This window comes from Sediminibacterium sp. KACHI17 (assembly GCF_040362915.1).
GTDB lineage: Bacteria > Bacteroidota > Bacteroidia > Chitinophagales > Chitinophagaceae > Sediminibacterium.
This window is the reverse complement of record NZ_AP029612.1, coordinates 292,078-313,934: the sequence shown is the minus strand read 5'-3', so window position 1 is coordinate 313,934 and position 21,857 is coordinate 292,078. Positions and strand designations below refer to the sequence as shown.

The following is a 21,857-nucleotide window of genomic DNA, read 5'->3' as shown; positions in this document are numbered from 1 at the left end:
TTCAATTTTCAGTTTTCATCTTATCTCCCTAATTCTTCTGCGATGCCGATTGCTTTTTTCAAAGCACCCAGTTTATTATTCACTTCCTGCAACTCACTTTCCGGACTAGATGCTGCTACAACTCCTGCTCCAGCCTGATAATACAAAGTATTGTTCTTGCTCAAAAATGTACGAATCATGATGGCATGGTTACAGGTACCATCAAATCCCATAAACCCGATCGCACCACCATAATAAGATCTTGCTGTTGGTTCATACTGATCGATCAGTTCCATGGCTTTGAACTTAGGAGCTCCACTTAAGGTTCCTGCCGGAAAAGTTTGCGCCATCAATTGAAACGGGTTATACCCTGTAGGTACTTTACCTACCACTTCACTGACCAGATGTATCACATGACTGTAATATTGTACTTGTCTGTAATGGCTCACTTCCACATCCGTACAAGCTCGACTAAGATCATTTCTTGCCAGATCAACTAACATCACATGCTCAGCATTTTCTTTGGCATCTTTTAATAATTGTTCCGCCATATGCTGGTCTGTTTCATCATCACCGGTTCTTTTAAAAGTTCCAGCGATCGGATGTACAATGGCTTTCCCATTTTGGATCACTAATTGAGCTTCAGGAGAAGAGCCAATTAATTTATATTCCCCATAATCAAAAAAGAAAAGATAAGGAGATGGATTGACGCTACGTAGAGCACGATATACATTGAATTCATCCCCCATGAATTGTTGACTAAATCTTCTGCTTAACACGATCTGAAATACATCCCCACGCATACAGCTTTGAATACCTTGCTGTACCATTTCTTTATAAGACTTATCAGAAAGATTGGATACTTCCTCTCCTTTTGAACGAAATGGATAAACAGGTACGTCCTTACTTCTTATCAAAGATTCAACTACTTGTATCTCAGATTCAATACCTGCGATCTTATTCTCACAGATTAGTAATTCATCTTTATAGTGATTGAAAACTATGACATACTGATACAAACGATACCGCATCAATGGAATCATTTGCTCTTCTTTCAATGTCTTTTGTAATGGAACCGTGTCAAAAAATTGTACCGCATCAAAACAAGTGTATCCAAATAATCCCTGAGCAAATTGTGCTTCTTTCTCAGTTGTTTTTTGAATATCAAATCGCTGCATGAAATCCCAGAGTTTAGCGGGAACAGATGCTTTGTCTTGGATACTCATTTTTTCAGGTTGCTGTGCCGGCAATTTGCATTCCATCGTTTCACCCGATCTGATCTCAGCACCTGCAATGGCATTGATACAAATAAATGAGTAGCTATTCTCCGCAGCATGATGATCTGTACTCTCCAGTAAAATGGTATCCCTAAAACGATCTCTGATGCGCAGGTAAATTCCTACCGGTGTAAACACATCAGCCAGCATTCTTTTAGCCTGAGTCTGAACGATTATTTTTTTCATTTGATCCTTTTTATTCCGGTCGCCCCGGATACATTCAACAAAAAACCCCGACAATATCTGTCGGGGTTTCTGAATATGATTCATACAGTATTGGCAATGCCACTACAATCCCCGATCGGAGTTTGTATGCCACCACCACTGAATATTGTTATTTCTTTTCATTCTGATGCAAAAATGGGGCGGACGGCTTACACAAACAAATTTTTTTTTACCCTTTGTCTGGGTTATTTTCCATGAAAAGCCAATACGGATGAACAAACAAGTCATTTTTCGCGTGTTAATCTTGCTGATCCTCATTCCGGGAGGCATTTTCGCAAATTCGAAAGATTCTTTTCTCCTCATCCAAGCCGATCGGCTTTTTGATGGCGAGCAAATGCATACCGGATGGGGCATTCTTGTATATCAAAACAAGATCATTGCAGTAGGAGAAACTTCAACATTACCATCCAAAACACCGTTAAAGAAGATCGAATTAAAAGGAAAAACCCTGCTACCCGGACTCATTGAGGGGCATTCACATTTGCTCCTGCATGCTTATAATGAAACCAAATGGAACGATCAGGTTTTACATGAATCAGAGGCTGAAAGAATTGTGAGAGCTGTTACACATGCAAAAGCTACATTGATGGCGGGATTTACGACTGTCAGAGACCTTGGCACGGAGGGTGCAGGTTATGCAGATGTGGGACTTAAAAAATCGATTGAAAAAAATATCATCCCGGGTCCGAGGATGATCATTGCAACCAAAGCTATTGTAGCTACCGGTAGTTATGGGCCTAAGTTGGAAAATACTTCACATCAAATCATCAGAGGGGCTCAAGAGGCAGATGGAGCTGAAGGGTTGATCAGAGAAGCCAGGAATCAGATAGGGAATGGTGCAGATCTGATCAAAGTATATGCAGATTACAGATGGGGATTGAATGATCAAGCCGAACCTACATTTACCCTGCAAGAATTGAAAACATTGGTGGAAGTTGTTCAAAGCAGTGGTAGAAAAGTAGTGGCACATGCAAGTACAGAAGAAGGCATGAAAAGAGCCGCCGAAGCAGGCGTTTCAACAATAGAACACGGAGATTATGGTTCTGCAGCAGTATATGATATCATGAACCGAAATAAAGTAGCCCTTTGCGCCACCTTAAGTGCCCCGGAAGCCAATGCCAGCTATAATGGCTGGGACAAAAAGACCATGCCTCCTACTGACAGGGTCACCCAAAAAAAGAAAAGTTTTAAACTAGCATTGGAAAAAGGTGTTACTATATGTTTTGGAGGTGATGTAGGCGTATTTCCTCATGGCGATAATGCCCGCGAAATGGAGCTCATGGTTGAATATGGCATGAAACCTGTAGCAGTATTAAAAAGTGCTACTTCGGTGAATGCAGATGTTTTTGGTTATAACGACCAGATCGGACGATTAAAGACCGGTTTATTGGCGGATATTATTGCGGTAGATGGAAATCCGGCAGAAAAAATATCAGCGATGAGAAATGTCTCTTTCATCATGAAAGATGGTACTATTTATTTACAATGATAAAATCCTATTACTATGAAATACATGAAACAACTGAGTCTGGTTTTGATTCTGATCTCATGGACGATCACAGGATTCACAAACACCAATGATAATCCTGATGCCGTTCTAGGTGTATGGTTGAACTCATCAGGTAAAGGACAAATACAAATCTACAAGCAAGGCAATAAATACTATGGCAAATTGATCTGGCTGAAAGAACCCAATGATGAACAAGGAAAACCAAAATTAGATGTCAATAACCCGGATAAAAATGCAAAAAATAAACCTTTGCTCGGATTAGTGATACTTCGTGATTTTGTACATGATGACGGTGAATGGACGGGTGGCAGAATTTATGATCCGCAGAATGGTAAGGATTACAAATGCTATATGAAGCTGAAAGACCCGAAAACTTTAAATGTTCGTGGTTATATTGGCATCTCAATGTTGGGAAGAACAGAAGTATGGACACGCGTGAATCCATAAAGTGAGACAAACACTTCACATATTTGCAGCACATGTCATTAATCAGCAACAATGGGATGCATGCGTCTCCAAACATTCCAATGGACTGATCTATGCCCAGTATGATTATCTGGATCGTATTTGTGATCACTGGAGCGGGTTGGTAATTGGTGATTATGAAGCTGTTATTCCGTTGCCGTGGAGAAGAAAATATGGGTTTCGCTATTATTATATCCCTCCATTCATTCAGCAGTTGGGATTTATTGGGGACACTTCCTTATTGAAATCGATACAAGAGGAATTGATACGAAAGATCAGAAGTTATGCTTGGTATGGCGATCTTCATTTCAATTACTCCAATCATTTACTCGCTTCAGAATTACATTGTAAAAATAGAACCAATTACATCATTGATCTGAACAGGAATTATGGCGAGATCTACAAAGACTATCAGCCTGATTTAAAACATATACTGGATAAGACTTCCGGCACTACTCTACAGTATTCGAAAGAGAATGTATTAACTGATACCATTCGTCATTATCAACAACAATATGCTGAACGAATGCCGCATTTATCACTGGAGGATTTTGCGCGGCTTAATGAGTTGTGTAAATTTTATATGGATAGAGGTCAATGTATTCTCCGCTCTGCAAGATCAGAAGAAGGCTTGATCTTATCAGACACCTTACTGCTAAAAGACAATAAGAGGCTGTATCATTTATTGAACACTACTTTCCCGGATGGAAGAAAGGTAAATAGTAATCATTGGCTTTTGGATCAACTACTAAAAGAGTTCTCAGGGCAGGACCTATTGTTTGATTTCGAGGGTTCAGATTTACCCGGAGTAAAAACATTTTATAAAAAATTCGGCGGGCATGTTCAGCCTTATTTCCATTACAGAAGAAATATCTGGCACTGAGGTATTTAACGTTGAATCATCTGCTCAGCCATTTGCAGATCTTCTGGTCGGGTGATCTTGATATTCGTATACTCTCCTTCGATCAAAAATACTTTTTTACCTGCTGCTTCCACTACGGTTGCTTCATCTGTAAATGATGTCTGATATGATTGTTGGAATGCAGGCAATAATAAGTCGCTCAAGAATGTTTGTGGTGTTTGGATGATTCGTACCAGATTTCTATCGGCAACGTAATGCCCCTCTCCTTCTACAATACGAATACTATCCGTAGCTGCAACCGCAGGGATGGCACTGCCTTTTTCCAAAGTTTGTTGAAAACATCTTTTGATCAGTTCGCTACTTAACAAACAACGAACACCGTCATGCACAAATATTACGGCAGGTTCTTTGATCAATGATAACCCGTTTTTCACTGACTGAAACCGGGTATCACCGCCAGTTGTGATGGTGACTCTATCAGAAGCTTGTAAAGTTTGAACGATCTTATTTCCTTCTTCTTGATGTTCAGCGGGTAATACCAGAATGATTCGAAGATCATCCCAGGTCATGAGAAAACGCTGAAGTGTATGCCATAGAATGGGTTTCCCATTCAGTAACAGGAATTGCTTGGGAATGGATGCACCCATTCTTTGTCCTATTCCGCCGGCTACGATCACAGCAATTTTTTGCATGGCATTCTTAGTTAAAAAAAGAGGAGCCACAAATGTAGCCCCCCTTTTTCTCATGTGTATCAGTCTTACCAAATATAATTATTTGTAGATCAAAACCTCATTTCTACCGGTACTATTTTTTACCCCCCGGTACATGCCTGCACTATTAAAAACCATGGCAGCATTTCCTTTGGCGTCCACACCGATCATGCCACCTTCACCCTGTAGTTTCATTAGTTTATCATGCACTACGATTTCCATTGCTTCCTGTAAACTATATCCTTTGTATTCCATCAAACAGCTCACATCATAGGATGCCACTGTTCTGATGAACATTTCACCATGTCCGGTACAGCTGATGGCACAGGTTTTATTATTGGCATAAGTACCACTGCCGATCAATGGGCTGTCTCCGATGCGACCATACTTTTTATTGGTCATACCTCCTGTTGAAGTAGCACCGGCGATATTGCCATGTATATCACAGGCAACGGCGCCTACTGTTCCGAATTTTTTATCACGCATCAATTCTTCCAATTGATGGTTGGTATGATCAAGTGAATAATTATCAGAATCGCGAATGGCTTTCCATTGATCATAACGGAACTGAGAGAAGAAATATTCGTCCGGCTCTAATTTGATCCCTTGTTTGATTGCAAAATCATTTGCACCCTTCCCACTCAAGAAAACGTGATTGCTGTTACGCATCACTTCTGTAGCTAATTCGATCGGATTTCTGACATTGCGAACGGCAGCAACAGCACCGGCAGATAGATCAGATCCATCCATGATGGCAGCATCCATTTCCTGTAATCCCTTTTTAGTAAATACAGATCCACGCCCGGCGTTGAAGAGTACATTGTCTTCCAATACTACGATAGCAGCTTTCACAGCATTCACAGCAGTTCCACCCTTTTCAAGCACTGCATAACTGGCGTTCAAAGCTTCTTGAAGACCTTCCTGATAGGCTTTCTCCAGTTCAGGGGTCATATCCTCTTTCAAAATGGTACCGGCACCCCCATGTACAACTATGGTAAAATTATCTGACATAACTATCTCGTTTAAAAGCACCCGAAATTAGTTATTTAGCTAACTGACAAAATCGAATTGTTTGGAAGGAATGTTAGATAGGATTTAATGAAATGTGAGGTTTGTTGAATGGGTACTGGGTGCTGGGTGCTAGGTATTTAGTATTAGCAACCAAATCGTTTGACTTTTCACTTCCCTCATCATTCTCCCAGCAATACCTCACACTCTTCCAACAATCGGTTACGATCAATGGCGGCCGTGCCAACCTGTTCGCAGACTAATCCACCGGCGATATTGGCCATTTCGGCTGCGAGGTGCATATCACGGGTTGCGGCATAGCATAGTGAGGTTACAGCGATCACGGTATCCCCTGCTCCGCTTACATCTGCGATGTTACGGATATGCGTTGGAATGATCTTGTGAGAGGTCTCATCTTGATAGAACACCCCTTTTTCAGAAAGTGTGATCAATGATATTTGATGATGTAGATGCTGTTGTAAACGTTCATGTATTTGTTGCAGAGACGACAGATCAATATGGTCTACTGATAGATTCAAACCCTCTTTTACTTCCTTTAGATTGGGTTTGAAAATAGTGACCTCTTTATATGAAAGGAAGTTCTTCTTCTTGGGATCTACAGCAATGATCACATTCCTTTCCTTGCACAAAGCTGTTACTAATTGAATAATTCTCTCTGTGATGACCCCTTTGTTATAATCTTCAAAAATGAGTACCTGAGGTTGTTGTTGATCCAAGCAATTTTTTACTTGTTCGATCAACAGATTTTCAGTTGCCTCATCAATATCAGTTGTGATCTCTGCATCCAATCGCATCATTTGCTGATTGCGACTCATGATGCGGGTTTTGTTTGTTGTTACTCTGTTATTGACTGAATGGATATAAGATGTATCAATATTTTTCTCTTTCAACAATCGTAACAATTGTTCTCCATCACTATCAGCACCAATGATTGATATCATCGTTGTTTTAGCACCTAATGATGCGGTATTCAGTGCCACATTTGCGGCACCACCCACCCTCAATTCTTTGTTTTTCAAAGCTACTACCGGAACAGGCGCTTCCGGAGAAATACGATCAACGGAACCCCACCAGTAAGTATCCAACATCACATCTCCAAGAATGACTACACGGATCGATTGAAATCCCGTAAATAATTGTTCGAAATTCATCAGGCTTCTTGTTTCTTATTTCGTACTGCAAGATAATACAAAGGAATTCCAATCAATGTAATGATAAGACCCGGCCATGTAAAATTAGGCTTGTAAACGATCAGCAATACGCAGAAAGTGATCCCCATCAACATATAAATAGCCGGCAATACGGGATAACCAAAAGCTTTATAGGGACGATCTATCTCAGGTCGCTTTTTACGAAGAATAAATATACCGGCAATGGTCAACACATAAAAGATCACCACGATAAAAGAGACCATATCTAACAGATCACCATATTTTCCACTTAAACATAATAAAGATGCCACCACACACTGTGCCCATAAAGCCCACTCTGGCACTGCATTTTTATTCAGTTCGCCGGCTTTTTTAAAGAACAATCCATCCTGCGCCATGGTATAATACACCCTAGCACCTGCAAGTATCAGTCCGTTGTTACAACCAAACGTGGAGATCATGATCATAACAGCGATGACATAAGTTCCGATGTTTCCAAAGATCAGGTTAGATGCAGATACAGCTACTCTGTCCTGAGGAGCATGAGCAATATCATTCAATGGAAGTACGCTTAAGTACATCAAATTGGCAGCTACATAGATCACGGTTACGATCAGTGTTCCAAGAAAAAGACTCAGCCCGATATTACGTTGCGGATTTTTAATTTCACCTGCGATGAATGTAACGTTATTCCATGCATCACTACTGAAAATAGAACCTACCATAGATGCGGCGATCGCGCCAAATGCAGCTACACCAAGCACTGCAGTGACGCTATTATCACCTGAAATATTTTTCATTGTCCACGCATCGGTCCAATTCGCATTCCAAACTTCTGATTTAGCTGCGAGTAAAAAACCAAATACGATCAGGCCGAACAGTGATAATAGTTTAGTCACTGTAAAAGTGGTTTGAATCAGTTTACCACCCTGTACTCCTTTTGTATTGATATAGGTAAGAAAGATGATGATCGCGATGGAAACAAATTGTGCAGGATACAATTTCACAAATCCGATCTGTGCCAGCATGTTCTCATCGGTCATCTCTAATGAAGGAAAGAAATAACCTGCGAATTTACTAAAAGCCACACCTACTGCTGCGATCGTACCTGTCTGAATAACAGAAAAGAAACTCCATCCATAGAGAAACCCTGTTAACTTATTATAGGATTCTTTGAGGTATACATATTGTCCACCTGCTTTGGGAAACATGGCACTCAGCTCTCCATAACTCAATGCGGCAGTAAGGGTCATAAATCCGGTGATCAGCCAGACTGCAATGAGCCAACCGGCGCTACCTACATTACGTGTAATATCTGCACTCACAATAAAAATTCCTGAACCGATCATGCTACCCGCTACGATCATGGTGGCATCTAACAGTCCAAGCGTTGGTTTAAAGGAAGGGTTATTATTATTCATATGGCGATTTGTTCAAGAGGGAAGATAGGGAAAAAAGCTACAAGCGGCAAGCTGTAAGCTTCAATTACAAGATACAGGCAACAAGATTATGTAGGCCTCCTATAAAAAAAAGCAGGTGAATTTGAGATTCACCTGCTCTGCTTGAAATTATCAATTACCTGAAGCTTACAGCTTGCCGCTTTTAGCTTTAAGAGACTAGTTCTTTTTCTTATATCGCTCATTCAGTCCTTTGATCACATCCGCTGTAATATCATAGGCTGCATCTTTGTAATAAAAGGCGATAGACGCATCATTGTTACCAACGATGAAAGCGTATCCTTTAGAAACATTGTACTCTTTCAAATAATCACTGATCTTTTGTCTTACATCCAGCATTTTTTTCATGCTCTCATCCTGCATTTCATTATTCATCATCTGCTCTTTGCTGTTGTAGGTCTTCTCCATCTGCATGAGCTCCTGTTGCTTACTGTTTAGCTCAGCCTGTGTCATGGTTTGAGCTGAACGCTGAAGCTCCTGGTATTTATCAGCAAAAGTTTGCTTTAATTGATTCAGTTGTTTACTGTTTTCTTGTGCCTTTGCTTGTATGGAATTGCTGACTTCTTTGTAGTAATCGAAATGTGCTTCAATAGAATCGATCTCAAAGTAAGCGATCTTAAAATCACCCTGAGGAACGGCTTTGGTTCCTGAAGCACTTACTTTCCCATCTTTTGATCCTGAAGAAAAATGCAGATAAAATAAAACAGCCACTGCGATAACCAACACCACATTCAATCCGATGGTAAAATTTTTCATGTACTAACGTTTAGATAATAAAATTAAAGTCTTTTGTTCCCACAACCTTTTAGGGGCAACAAGATTAACAATAAATATCAGATTACAAAAACAGTGTATAAAGAACTCAATGTATACCTGAAAAAAAGTAGGAAGTTTTCACTTCCTACTTTAACATTTATTCAAAAGATCGGACTGCGATCTTATTCCTCATCATCAAAGCTCATCGCTTCGCGGGTAGTGGCCAGTACTTCGTACTCTTCCTTACTTCCTACGATCAGGTTTTCGAACTCTTTCTGTCCGGAACCGGCAGGGATCAGGTGTCCGGTGATCACATTCTCTTTCAGACCCAGCATAGCATCGGTCTTACCTTGAATGGCTGCCTGACTCAGTACTTTAGTTGTTTCCTGGAATGACGCAGCTGAGATCCAGCTTTGTACACCCAGTGATGCTTTTGTGATACCCAGTAATACCGGTGTAGCGGTAGCTGGTTTTGCATCACGTACTTCTACCAGTTTCTTATCAGCTCTGCGGAGGATCGAATTTTCTTCTCTCAATTCACGCAGTGTGATGATTTGTCCGGCTTTGAGCTTAGTGCTTTCACCTGCATCAGTTACTACTTTCTTATCATAGATTCTGTCGTTCTCTTCGATAAAGTCGAAGCGATCTTCCAGATCCTCCTCCAAGAATTTAGTATCTCCGGCATCAACGATCTCCACTTTCTTCATCATCTGACGAACGATTACTTCAATGTGCTTATCGTTGATTTTTACACCTTGTAAACGATATACTTCCTGGATCTCATTCACTACGTACTCTTGTACAGCGAATGGACCTTTGATCGCAAGGATATCTGCAGGAGCGATTTGTCCGTCAGACATTGGTGTACCTGCTTTTACGAAGTCACCATCCTGAACCAGGATCTGACGAGTCAATGGCACTAGGTATTTTTTCACCATACCGTCTTTAGACTCTACGATGATCTCACGATTACCACGCTTCACGTTACCAAATGCAACCACACCATCGATCTCACAAACGATCGCAGGGTTACCTGGATTACGAGCTTCAAACAATTCAGTTACACGAGGTAGACCTCCCGTGATATCTCTCAGCTTACCGAGTACACGTGGGATCTTCACCATTACCTGACCGGCTTTTACTTCATCACCTTCTTCAACAGAAATGTGTGAGCCAACAGGTAAGTTGTATTGTTTGATCTCTTTACCTTCTACGATAATGGTAGGGATCTTGGTCTTATCCTTGGTTTCAATAACCACTTTCTCGCGGTGACCTGTTTGTTCATCAGCTTCATCACGATAAGTAATACCATCGATCACATTCTCAAAACGGATCTTACCATTTTGTTCAGCAACGATTACGTTATTGAATGGATCCCATGTACAGATCACATCCCCCTTCTTCACTTGTTGTCCGTCTTTCACACTCAATGTAGCACCATAAGGAACGTTGTTCGTGATCATCAAGCGATCATTCTTCACATCCATGATCCTTACTTCACCGGTACGACCGATAACGATCTTCACTTTATTGCCTTCATTGTTCAGTGTTTCAACGGTACGCAGACCATCGAACTGAATGGTACCATCAAATTTTGCTTGCAGACCTGATTCAACAGAAGCAGAACCTGCCACACCACCCACGTGGAACGTACGTAGTGTCAGCTGTGTACCTGGTTCACCGATAGACTGTGCAGCGATGATACCTACAGCATCACCTCTTTGTGCCAGGTAACCTGTTGCCAGATTCTTACCATAACATTTCACGCACACACCGCGCTTGCTTTCGCAAGTCAGTACAGAACGGATCTCTACTGTTTCGATACCTGCATCTTCGATTGCTTTTGCATCATCAGAAGAGATCTCTTCACCTGCAGTGATGATCAACTCATCAGTTACAGGATGGTATACGTTATGCAATGAAGTACGACCTTCAATTCTATCTGCCAGTGGTTCGATCACATCTTCATTATCTTTCAGTGCAGTTGTTGCAATACCACGAAGTGTACCACAATCTTCTTCACTGATTACCACATCTTGTGATACGTCCACCAGACGACGAGTCAAGTAACCCGCATCCGCTGTTTTAAGGGCCGTATCCGCAAGACCTTTACGCGCACCGTGTGTAGAGATGAAGTAATCCAATACGTTCAGACCGCTTTTGAAGTTTGACAGGATCGGATTTTCAATTACCTCACTTCCGGTACTACCACTCTTACGAGGTTTAGCCATCAGACCACGAATACCTACCAGCTGCTTAACCTGTGTTTTACTACCACGGGCTCCGGAATCCAACATCATGTAAACAGAGTTGAATCCCTGCTTATCATTTTGCATTTCACGGATCAGTGTTTCAGTGATACGTGTATCCACACGGCTCCAGATATCAATTACCTGGTTATATCTTTCGTTATTGGTGATGAGACCCATGTTATAGTTCTCCCACACTTCTTCCACTTCTGCTTTTGCATTCTCCAACAGTTCATTTCTCATATCAGGAACGATCAGATCATTCACGTTGAATGACAGACCACCACGGAAGGCCATACGGAAACCGAGTGTCTTGATATCATCGAGGAACTTCGCTGTTTTAGGAACGTCTGTGATCTTGATGATATCACCGATGATCTCTCTCAGACTTTTCTTGGTCAACAATGCATTCACATAACCTACTTCAGCAGGTACATGCTGGTTGAATAAAACGCGACCTACAGTGGTATCGATCAATTTTTTCACCAACTGACCACCTTCACGCACGTTCACTTTCACCTTGATGTTAGCATGAAGATCTACACGCTGTTCGTTATAAGCGATGATCACTTCATCCATGCTATAGAACGCCTTACCTTCTCCTCTTACGATTTCAGTCTCAGTGGTTTTCTTACCCTTAGTGATATAGTACAGACCCAATACCATGTCCTGAGAAGGAAGGGTGATCGGTGTACCATTCTGTGGGTTCAAAATGTTGTGAGAGGAAAGCATCAACAATTGTGCTTCCAGTACTGCGGCATTGCTCAATGGAACGTGTACCGCCATCTGGTCACCATCGAAATCGGCGTTGAACGCTGAGGTTACGAGTGGGTGAAGTTGGATCGCTTTACCTTCTACTAATTTTGGCTGGAAGGCCTGGATAGACAAACGGTGCAACGTTGGGGCACGGTTCAACAATACAGGGTGTCCTTTCAGAATATTTTCTAAGATATCCCAGATCACAGCTTCTTTACGGTCAACCAATTTCTTAGCAGACTTCACTGTTTTCACGATACCTCTTTCAATCAATTTACGGATCACAAATGGCTTAAAGAGTTCAGCAGCCATATCTTTTGGCAAACCACACTCATGCATTTTGAGTTCTGGTCCAACCACGATCACCGAACGACCAGAGTAATCCACACGCTTACCCAACAAGTTCTGACGGAAACGACCTTGTTTACCTTTCAGAACATCGGATAATGATTTCAGCGCACGGCCACCTTCTGCTTTCACCGCATTTGATTTACGGCTGTTATCGAACAGTGAATCGATGGCTTCCTGTAACATACGTTTTTCGTTACGCAAGATCACTTCAGGAGCTTTGATCTCTAACAAACGCTTCAGACGGTTGTTACGAATGATCACACGACGGTATAAATCATTCAGATCAGAACTCGCAAAACGACCACCATCCAAAGGAACTAACGGACGCAGTTCAGGTGGAATAACAGGAATGTATTGCATTACCATCCACTCAGGACGGTTAGTGATTCTTGTACTTGCATCACGGAATGATTCAACAACGCTCAAACGCTTTAAGGCATCTGCTTTACGCTGCTGTGATGTTTCAGTAGCTGCTGCATTACGCAATGAGAAACTCAATCCATCCAGATCGATTCTTTCTAACAAAGCATGTACCGCTTCAGCACCCATTTTTGCGATGAACTTTTGAGGATCATCATCAGGCAGGTACTGATTGTCTTTTGGCAAATTATCCAGAATATCCAGGTACTCTTCTTCTGTCAACAGATCACCCATGTTCAGGTTCTCTTTCACACCACCCTGGATCACTACGAAACGCTCATAGTAGATGATGGTCTCTAATTTCTTAGAGCTCATACCCAAGAGGTAACCGATCTTATTCGGTAAGCTTTTGAAATACCAGATATGTACAACAGGCACCACCAGTTTGATGTGGCCCATGCGTTCACGACGAACTTTCTTTTCTGTTACTTCTACACCACAACGGTCACAAACGATACCCTTGTAACGGATACGCTTATACTTACCGCAGGCGCATTCATAATCTTTTACCGGACCGAAAATTCTTTCGCAGAATAAACCATCACGCTCTGGTTTGTAGGTACGGTAGTTAATGGTTTCAGGCTTCAGTACTTCGCCAAAACTTCTTTCGAGGATACTGTCCGGAGATGCCAGACTGATGGTGATCTCGGAGAATGTTGATCTCGGGCGATTGTCTCTTTTTATGGCCATATTTTTAAGCTTCAAGCTGCGGTCCGCCGCGGCGGATGCAAGCTTTGTTTTTAATTATTATGCTAAAAATTTATAAGCAAGCTGCAGACTTCATGCTTGTAGCTTGAAACTTGCAGCTTGCGGCTTATTAATCGAATTTCAGATCCAGACCCAAACCTCTCAGTTCATGTACCAATACATTGAACGATTCAGGTACACCGGCGCGAGGGATATTATCTCCCTTCACGATGGCTTCATAAGTCTTGGCTCTTCCGATGATATCATCAGACTTCAGTGTCAACAATTCCTGGAGGATGTTAGCAGCACCATATGCTTCCAGTGCCCATACTTCCATCTCACCAAAACGCTGTCCACCAAACTGTGCCTTACCACCCAACGGCTGTTGTGTGATCAAGCTGTATGGTCCGATCGAACGTGCGTGCATCTTATCATCTACCATGTGGTGTAGTTTGATCATGTAGATCACACCCACAGTGGCTTTCTGGTGGAAACGCTCTCCGGTTTCACCATCATACAGATAAGTATGTCCGTTTCTAGGAATGCTCGCATCTTTACAATATTGCTCGATCTCATCAGTGCTTGCACCATCGAAGATCGGCGTAGCGAATTTCACACCCAGACGTTTACCGGTCCAGCCCAGAATGGTTTCATAGATCTGTCCCAGGTTCATCCTTGAAGGTACCCCCAATGGATTCAGTACGATATCAACCGGTGTACCATCTTCCATAAATGGCATATCTTCAGCACGAACGATCTTCGCAACGATACCTTTGTTACCGTGACGACCCGCCATCTTATCTCCCACTTTCAGCTTACGCTTCACAGCAAGATATACTTTAGCTAATTTCAATACACCTGCAGGTAACTCATCACCAATAGAAATGTTGAACTTCTCACGCTTGTAACGTCCCAGTTCTTCATTGTAACGGATGCTATAGTTGTGCAATAAAGTATTGATCAGATCATCTGTTTTAGCATCGCCTGTCCAACCCAACGGATTCACATTCTGATAATCGATGGTGCTCAGGTTCTTTTGATTGAACTTAGCGCCTTTACCGATCAGCATTTCACCAAAGTTGTTGCTAACACCTGCAGAAGCTTTGTCTTTCAACAAGGTCTGCAACTTATCCAACAACAGTTCTTTGATAGATTCTGTGTTCTGCTGGTGTACTTTTTCTACTTTCTCCAACAATGCTTTCTCACGGATCTTACCATTCTTATCTTTCTTCGCGCGCTGGAATAGTTTTTTATCGATTACCACACCTTCAGTTCCGTTCGGAGCTTTCAGAGAAGCATCTTTTGCATCACCGGCCTTATCACCGAAGATCGCACGTAAGAGTTTCTCTTCAGGAGTAGGATCAGATTCACCTTTTGGAGTGATCTTACCGATCAGGATATCACCTTCTTTGATGGTGGCACCGATACGGATAATACCATTCTCATCCAGATCCTTGGTCGCATCTTCTGATACGTTCGGGATATCCGGAGTCAGTTCTTCTTCACCCAATTTTGTGTCACGAACTTCCAGTTCATATTCATCGATGTGAATAGAAGTGAACAGGTCTTCGCGAACTACTTTCTCACTAATAACGATCGCATCCTCGAAGTTGTAACCCTTCCATGGCATGAATGCCACTTGCAGGTTACGACCCAATGCCAGTTCACCATCTTTGGTTGCATAACCTTCAGTTAAGAAGTCACCCTTCTTCACTTTCTGTCCTTTCTTCACAGCAGGACGAAGGTTGATACAAGTGGCCTGGTTGGTTTTGATGAATTTAGTAAGCTTATATACTTGCAGATCATCATTAAAGCTGATGAGTCTGTCAATATCATTTCTGTCATAACGAACATGGATCTCATTCGCATCAACGAACTCAACCACACCATTACCTTCTGCGTGGATCTGGATACGTGCATCACGAGCAGCTTTACCTTCCAAGCCGGTACCTACGATAGGCACTTCCGGACGGATCAATGGTACAGCCTGACGTTGCATGTTCGATCCCATCAGCGCACGGTTGGCATCATCATGTTCAAGGAATGGAATCAGTGAAGCACTCAGACCTACGATCTGATTGGGTGCTACGTCCATGTATTCCACCTCTTCTTTATCTAAGATCGGGAAGTCACCAGTTTGACGTGATACCACTTTATCTTCTGCAAATTCACCTTTGTCATTCAATGGTGAATTACTCTGCGCGATCTTCGCAGTATCTTCTTCTTCTGCACTCAGGAAAGTGAGTTCTTTCATGTTCACTTTACCATTCGATACTTTACGATAAGGGGTTTCAATAAAGCCCATATCATTGATCGTAGCGTGTACGCAAAGTGTAGAAATCAAACCAATGTTCGGTCCTTCCGGAGTTTCAATGGTACACAAACGACCATAGTGTGAGTAGTGTACGTCACGTACCTCGAAACCGGCACGCTCACGACTCAAACCACCGGGTCCGAGTGCGGAGATACGACGCTTGTGCGTGATCTCACTCAGTGGGTTGGTTTGATCAAGGAATTGAGACAACTGAGAAGTTCCGAAGAAAGAGTTGATCACAGAAGAAAGTGTTCTTGCGTTGATCAGATCTACCGGAGTAAATACCTCATTGTCACGAACGTTCATACGCTCACGGATGGTACGGGCCATACGAGCCAGACCAACCCCGAATTGAGCATACAACTGCTCTCCTACGGTACGAACACGACGGTTGCTCAGGTGATCGATATCATCGATCTCCGCCTTCGCATTGGTCAGACGAACCAGGTATTTGATGATCTCAATAATATCCTGCTTGGTCAATACTTTCTTGGTCAGCGGATAATCAAGGTTCAGTTTACGGTTGATTTTGTATCGACCTACTTCACCCAGATCATAACGCTTATCAGAGAAGAATAATTTATCGATGATACCACGAGCAGTTTCATTATCCGGAGCATCAGCACCACGCAATTGGCGATAGATATGCTGAACCGCTTCCAGTTCACTGTTCGAAGTATCTTTATTCAATGTGTTGTAGATGATCGCATAATCACCACCCACATCTTCCTTCTGAATGAATACACTTTTGATCTCCATTTCGATGATGGTAGCAATTGCTTCCTCATCTAAAACGGTATCACGCTCCATCACGATCTCGTTACGCTCAATGCTCACTACCTCACCGGTATCTTCATCCACGAAATCTTCCACCCATGTTCTTAATACACGAGCAGCGAGTTTTTTACCAACGTGATTGGCAAGTGTTTTCTTATCGGCTTTCACTTCATCGGCCATACCGAAGAGTTCCAGAATATCCTTATCAGTTTCGAAACCGATAGAACGTAACAAAGTTGTTACAGGGAACTTTTTCTTACGATCGATGTAAGCATACATTACATTGTTGATATCGGTAGCAAATTCCATCCATGCACCTTTGAAAGGAATCACACGGGCAGAATAGATCTTGGTACCGTTCGGGTGTACTGATTGTCCAAAGAACACACCAGGAGAACGATGCAACTGAGATACTACTACACGCTCAGCACCATTGATCACGAATGTACCACGGGGAGTCATGTAAGGAATATTACCCAGGAACACATCCTGAACGATGGTCTGGAAATCTACGTGCTCTTCATCATTACAACTTAAGCGCAGTTTTGCTTTTAAAGGCACTGCATACGTAAGACCACGCTCCATACACTCATCAAGTGTGTAACGTGGTGGATCAATAAAATAATCCAGGAATTCCAGCACGAAGATGTTACGCGTATCTGTGATAGGAAAGTTTTCCTTGAATACGCGGAAGAGACCTTCATTGTTACGCTTATCAGGCGTAGTCTCTAACTGAAAAAATTCTCTGAATGATTCTAACTGGATGTCGAGCAGGTCAGGAGCATCAGCCAAATGTTTAGTTTTACCGAAGCCGACCCTGTTGTTCAATGTAGTTGTAGACATATGTATGTAAAACCGGTTTTGATACGATAAAAATTTGGGGAGAATGGTGAGATTCTCTTAACGTACAATCGGCTCATTCATCATCCAAACGTCAATGATAAAAATGTCCACCCGCTAATTGGCCCAAAAATAAGGATGGCAAAGGTAGGAAACCGGAAGGCATCCGCAAAAACAAATTTTAGGGGGATCGGGGTATTGGGGTATTGGGATATTGGGTGATCGGGTAATCGGGAGATCGGGGTGCTGGGACTGATGCCATTAGAAGGAGACATCCCTCTATTCCCAATACCACCCGATACCCCAAACTCCCAATTACCCGATCACCCGATCACCCAATACCCCAATACCCCGATCTCCCGACACCCCATCCCTACCAAATCCTAGCCCGCTGAGCGGCCGGACGGTAGAGCTTATGCTTTTCAGTGACTCCAAAAGCCTGATAAAAAGGCTCAAAATTGGCCAATGGGCCGTTTACCCTGAATTCCTCGGGACTATGGGGGTCGGTCGTGATCCTGGTTCTAAGACTTTCCGGGCGGTCAACGATTCGCCAAACCTGGGCATACCCTAGGAAAAAGCGTTGATCAGGTGTGAACCCTCCTATTTTCTCAGCGCTTTGTCCTTGCTTGGTCAGTTTGAAGGCATCAAAGGCAATCGCCAATCCACCTATATCTGCCAAGTTCTCTCCCAGTGTAAGTGCTCCATTCACATGCAAACTATCTAATACTGTGTATGCATTGTATTGTTCAATAACACCCTTTGCTTTAGCAGTGAACTTTTCAGCATCTGTTTTGGTCCACCAGTCGGTCAGGTTTCCTTGCGCATCATATTGTCTACCCTGATCATCAAAACCATGTGTCATTTCATGACCGATCACCATTCCGATCGCGCCATAGTTGATCGCATCATCTGCTTTTAGTTCAAAGAATGGAAATTGCAAGATACCCGCAGGAAATACGATCTCATTAAAAGTTGGATTATAATAAGCATTCACAGTGGGTGCTGTCATTTGCCATTCGGTCTTATCAACAGGTTTACCAATTTTAGCAATGCTTTCTTTGTAATCATGCTTGGCGATGCTGCGCATATTGCCATAGAAATCACTGCGACTGATCTTCACATCATCATAAGATCTCCACTTATCCGGATATCCGATCTTTTTCATAATCGCAGCTAATTTCTCTTTTGCTTTTTGTTTGGTGGTATCACTCATCCAATCCAACTGAGCAATGCGTTTGTCAAATGCGATCTGCAGATTATTCACCAACTCATCCATTCTTTTTTTGGCTTCAGCCGGAAAATATTTTTGAACAAAGATTTGTCCGAGCAGATCCTTTAATCCATCATCTGTTCTACTCACCATTTTCTTCCAGCGATCTTCCTGCGTTTTAGCACCGGAGAATAATTTATTGAAAGCAAAACGTTCATCTACAAACGCTTTACTCAACAATGAGGCATTAGAAGAAATATAATCGAACTTCACTTTGCTCTTCCATACATCAATGGGTTGAGATGCCAAGAGTGTACTGAGTGTTTTATAATAAGCAGGCTGCGCCACATTAATGCTGTCTGTTTGAATTCCCATTTTAGCAAGCGATGCTGACCAACCAATGTTGGGTGATATTTTTTCCAGATCACCCACAGACATTTTGTTGTAGTTCTTGATCGGATCACGCAACTCAACAGGCGCCAGATGAGATACGGCAATAGCCGTCTCTAATTTTAATACTGCGGCTGCTTGTTGTGCTGCCAGCGTTTTATCAACACCGGTGAGTACAAAAAGATTGGTGATATGCGCTACCAGCTTCTGACGCTTTTCTACAGTAGGTGCATCTGTTTTGGTATAATAATCTTTTTCAGGAAGGGTTAATCCTGTTTGGTATAAACTCAAAATATTTTTACTACTGTTCCTTTCATCAGCACCAATATAAATACCCAGCAGATCGCCATCTCCTTCAGTATAACTGGAAGCGAGTAAGCTGATGAGCTCTTTATAATCTTTGACCGCCTCAATTTTTGCCAGCATCGGCTTGAGAGGTTCATAGCCTGCTTTCTCTATTGCAATAGTATCCATACCACTGGCGTAGAAGTCTCCTACTTTTTGCTCGTTACTCCCTGGTTGATGATCTGTTTTGGCTGAAAGCTCGTCAAGGATGGTTCTCATTTTTTTGAGGTTCTCATCATAGAGGGTAAAAAAGCTACCCCATCCACTCTGGTCATCAGGGATCACACTATTCTTCACCCATGTGCCATTAGCATACTGAAAGAAGTTATCGCCCGGATGAACTGTGGTATCCATACCGTCTGCATTAAAATAAGCAGACTGATCTGTGTTGGTTTTACAGGCAGCGAAAATGAGACTCGCTCCTACTAATAAAGTGGCAAGTTGTTTCATGGTGAAGTTTTAGTAGCTATAAATATTTGAAATTATTGGGGGATGGCAAAACCATTTAAAATAAAAATTGCTCTGTTTATAAAAAAATGTCAGTGAGAGCGCAGTATGAACAAAGAATACTGCTGTTAATTGAATTTTCGTAACATGCTTACAGCTTTTTCGTTCTTTTAAAAAAAGCTATGAGACCTGTTATTACACTTATTATAATTTTACTCTTTTCGCAAAGCTTATATGCACAAGATTGCACATGTAAAGAACTATTAGACTCAGCCATCATAAAAACAGAATCAAACTATGCCGGATACCAGCATAAAATCAATGCAAGGAATCGCGCATCGTACAATAATTTTAAAAAGGGACTTTTGTCAGTTGCAGATCGAACTTCATTTTTAGACTGTTATGATATTTTAAATCGTTATGTCAAATATTTCAATGATGGTCATTTATTTATTTCAGAATTTCCAAGAGCTACGGCAGCTCAATCCGATAGTTTAGCTAAAACCCATCCACGATATGTAACTCAAGGTACACCTGTTGCTAAGCAACCGGATCAAATAGAAGGGGTTTGGCAAAACGCAAAAGAGCAGTTGGAAATAGTTCGCATTACAGATAAAAAATTTTATGCTGTGATCAAAAAAACAACCACAGCCAGATGGCAGGAAGGAATGATTAAAATGGAGATCACTAAGGGGCAGAACAATAAGTATAGCATACTTTTTTACAATCCCGACTTCACATTTTCTCGATTCTCTGACATAGGTATCTTCAAAAGATTGTTATTAGGGTTTGGATCGAATAAATATGTAAAACTCGAGGAGAATGATCCGGAAATGAATTACATACATGTCAACAAGCCAGAGCAACCTTTTTTTAAAGTAATAGACAAGGACAATGTTCTACTAACAGTCCCTTCTTCTCTTATTAGTCAATATATCGTTGACAGCATTTTAATGAAGAATAAGAATCTGATCGTCTCTGCAAAAAATTTTATCCTTGATTTAAGAAGTAATACCGGCGGAAATTATATGTGGAATGGAATTCAAATGTTGGCAAATACCAAACCGTACCTAGATAAAAAAGATCCTACTAAAGATGATTTTTTAATGCTTGCTTCTTTAGACAATGCAGCTTATTTTGAAAATTTTAAAAATTTTGTGAATGGAGATACTGCAGGTATTGGTTATTATACCAGACTCACAAATAAGATCAAAAATAATTTGGGAGCAACAATAGGTTTTTCATTTTATAGCGCCCGACCAAGCGACACCTCTCAACAAACTATTCTCCCTAACCCCAAAAATGTGGCTATCATTATAGACAAAGGAGTAGCAAGTGCTGCAGAAGCTGTTATTAACTCCTTGAAATCATCTAGCACTAAGGTTATTGTTTATGGAGAAAATTCACATGGTATGATCGACTATGTAAATGTGAATACGATTCGATTAAAGTTTATAGGCAATAAAAGATATTACTTTGGCTATCCTACTTTTTATAGCCCTGACATGTTAAAGAACCCCATTAACCCAACCGGAATCAAACCCGATGTCTATATCCCCAATAAAGTGAGAAATTGGATTGAGTGGGTGATAGACGACTTAAAAAAGAAAAAGGGATAATTTCTCCGGATTATTCTATAAGTATTTCCAA

Annotated in this window: 13 protein-coding genes; 4 read left to right on the top strand and 9 right to left on the bottom strand. The window is 41.6% G+C overall.

Features of this window, described 5'->3' with window-relative positions; all coding sequences use genetic code 11:
* Positions 1–20 precede the first annotated feature (20 nt).
* On the bottom strand, positions 21–1,442 hold the full coding sequence (locus ABXG83_RS01245) for an anthranilate synthase component I family protein (protein ID WP_353549680.1): 1,422 nt from the start codon (positions 1,440–1,442) through the stop codon (positions 21–23).
* A 250-nt stretch (positions 1,443–1,692) separates the two neighbouring features.
* On the opposite strand from ABXG83_RS01245, the gene ABXG83_RS01240 reads away from it, so the two are divergent.
* From ABXG83_RS01240 to ABXG83_RS01230, 3 genes are read left to right on the top strand one after another with little or no spacing between them, the layout of a single operon-like run.
* Positions 1,693–2,970 (top strand): amidohydrolase family protein, encoded by a 1,278-nt coding sequence (locus tag ABXG83_RS01240; protein WP_353549679.1) that lies wholly within the window; start codon positions 1,693–1,695, stop codon positions 2,968–2,970.
* Between the two features lie 15 nt (positions 2,971–2,985).
* Entirely contained in the window at positions 2,986–3,438 is a 453-nt protein-coding gene (locus tag ABXG83_RS01235; protein WP_353549678.1) for a DUF2147 domain-containing protein, read from the top strand.
* 1 nt (position 3,439) lies between these two features.
* On the top strand, positions 3,440–4,339 hold the full coding sequence (locus ABXG83_RS01230) for a hypothetical protein (protein WP_353549677.1): 900 nt from the start codon (positions 3,440–3,442) through the stop codon (positions 4,337–4,339).
* A 5-nt stretch (positions 4,340–4,344) separates the two neighbouring features.
* Here the strand turns inward: ABXG83_RS01230 and ABXG83_RS01225 are convergent, their stop codons facing one another.
* The 8 genes from ABXG83_RS01225 to ABXG83_RS01190 all read right to left on the bottom strand — a co-directional run bounded on the left by ABXG83_RS01225 (position 4,345) and on the right by ABXG83_RS01190 (position 20,210).
* Complete coding sequence (locus ABXG83_RS01225; RefSeq protein WP_353549676.1) at positions 4,345–5,010, bottom strand: 2-C-methyl-D-erythritol 4-phosphate cytidylyltransferase; 666 nt, start codon at positions 5,008–5,010, stop codon at positions 4,345–4,347.
* 78 nt (positions 5,011–5,088) lie between these two features.
* Positions 5,089–6,039, bottom strand: a complete 951-nt coding sequence (locus ABXG83_RS01220; RefSeq protein ID WP_353549675.1) for an isoaspartyl peptidase/L-asparaginase — start codon at positions 6,037–6,039, stop codon at positions 5,089–5,091.
* A 179-nt stretch (positions 6,040–6,218) separates the two neighbouring features.
* Positions 6,219–7,208, bottom strand: coding sequence for a bifunctional ADP-heptose synthase (locus ABXG83_RS01215; RefSeq protein WP_353549674.1), 990 nt, complete (start codon positions 7,206–7,208; stop codon positions 6,219–6,221).
* On the bottom strand, positions 7,208–8,629 hold the full coding sequence (locus tag ABXG83_RS01210) for an amino acid permease (RefSeq protein WP_353549673.1): 1,422 nt from the start codon (positions 8,627–8,629) through the stop codon (positions 7,208–7,210). Before ABXG83_RS01210 ends, ABXG83_RS01215 begins: the two co-directional genes overlap by 1 nt.
* 195 nt (positions 8,630–8,824) lie before the next feature.
* Entirely contained in the window at positions 8,825–9,421 is a 597-nt protein-coding gene (locus ABXG83_RS01205; protein WP_353549672.1) for an OmpH family outer membrane protein, read from the bottom strand.
* A 182-nt stretch (positions 9,422–9,603) separates the two neighbouring features.
* Positions 9,604–13,887: a DNA-directed RNA polymerase subunit beta' gene (gene rpoC, locus ABXG83_RS01200; RefSeq protein WP_353549671.1), complete on the bottom strand. Its 4,284-nt coding sequence runs from the start codon at positions 13,885–13,887 to the stop codon at positions 9,604–9,606.
* Positions 13,888–14,014: 127 nt separating this feature from the next.
* Positions 14,015–17,818: a DNA-directed RNA polymerase subunit beta gene (rpoB, locus tag ABXG83_RS01195; RefSeq protein ID WP_353549670.1), complete on the bottom strand. Its 3,804-nt coding sequence runs from the start codon at positions 17,816–17,818 to the stop codon at positions 14,015–14,017.
* Positions 17,819–18,188: 370 nt separating this feature from the next.
* Positions 18,189–20,210, bottom strand: a complete 2,022-nt coding sequence (locus ABXG83_RS01190; protein ID WP_353549669.1) for a M13 family metallopeptidase — start codon at positions 20,208–20,210, stop codon at positions 18,189–18,191.
* A gap of 179 nt (positions 20,211–20,389) precedes the next feature.
* Here ABXG83_RS01190 and ABXG83_RS01185 point away from each other — a divergent pair, with 179 nt between their 5' ends.
* Entirely contained in the window at positions 20,390–21,826 is a 1,437-nt protein-coding gene (locus ABXG83_RS01185) for a S41 family peptidase (protein WP_353549668.1), read from the top strand.
* Positions 21,827–21,857: the final 31 nt, after the last annotated feature.

Excerpts from the sequence above, each read along its gene's own strand:
- ABXG83_RS01185 (WP_353549668.1), top strand. The coding sequence starts at position 20,390 with ATGAGACCTGTTATTACACTTATTATAATTTTACTCTTTTCGCAAAGC.
- rpoB (WP_353549670.1), bottom strand. The coding sequence starts at position 17,818 with ATGTCTACAACTACATTGAACAACAGGGTCGGCTTCGGTAAAACTAAA.
- ABXG83_RS01205 (WP_353549672.1), bottom strand. The coding sequence starts at position 9,421 with ATGAAAAATTTTACCATCGGATTGAATGTGGTGTTGGTTATCGCAGTG.
- ABXG83_RS01210 (WP_353549673.1), bottom strand. The coding sequence starts at position 8,629 with ATGAATAATAATAACCCTTCCTTTAAACCAACGCTTGGACTGTTAGAT.
- rpoC (WP_353549671.1), bottom strand. The coding sequence starts at position 13,887 with ATGGCCATAAAAAGAGACAATCGCCCGAGATCAACATTCTCCGAGATC.
- ABXG83_RS01245 (WP_353549680.1), bottom strand. The coding sequence starts at position 1,442 with ATGAAAAAAATAATCGTTCAGACTCAGGCTAAAAGAATGCTGGCTGAT.
- ABXG83_RS01240 (WP_353549679.1), top strand. The coding sequence starts at position 1,693 with ATGAACAAACAAGTCATTTTTCGCGTGTTAATCTTGCTGATCCTCATT.
- ABXG83_RS01220 (WP_353549675.1), bottom strand. The coding sequence starts at position 6,039 with ATGTCAGATAATTTTACCATAGTTGTACATGGGGGTGCCGGTACCATT.
- ABXG83_RS01235 (WP_353549678.1), top strand. The coding sequence starts at position 2,986 with ATGAAATACATGAAACAACTGAGTCTGGTTTTGATTCTGATCTCATGG.
- ABXG83_RS01225 (WP_353549676.1), bottom strand. The coding sequence starts at position 5,010 with ATGCAAAAAATTGCTGTGATCGTAGCCGGCGGAATAGGACAAAGAATG.
- ABXG83_RS01215 (WP_353549674.1), bottom strand. The coding sequence starts at position 7,208 with ATGAATTTCGAACAATTATTTACGGGATTTCAATCGATCCGTGTAGTC.
- ABXG83_RS01190 (WP_353549669.1), bottom strand. The coding sequence starts at position 20,210 with ATGAAACAACTTGCCACTTTATTAGTAGGAGCGAGTCTCATTTTCGCT.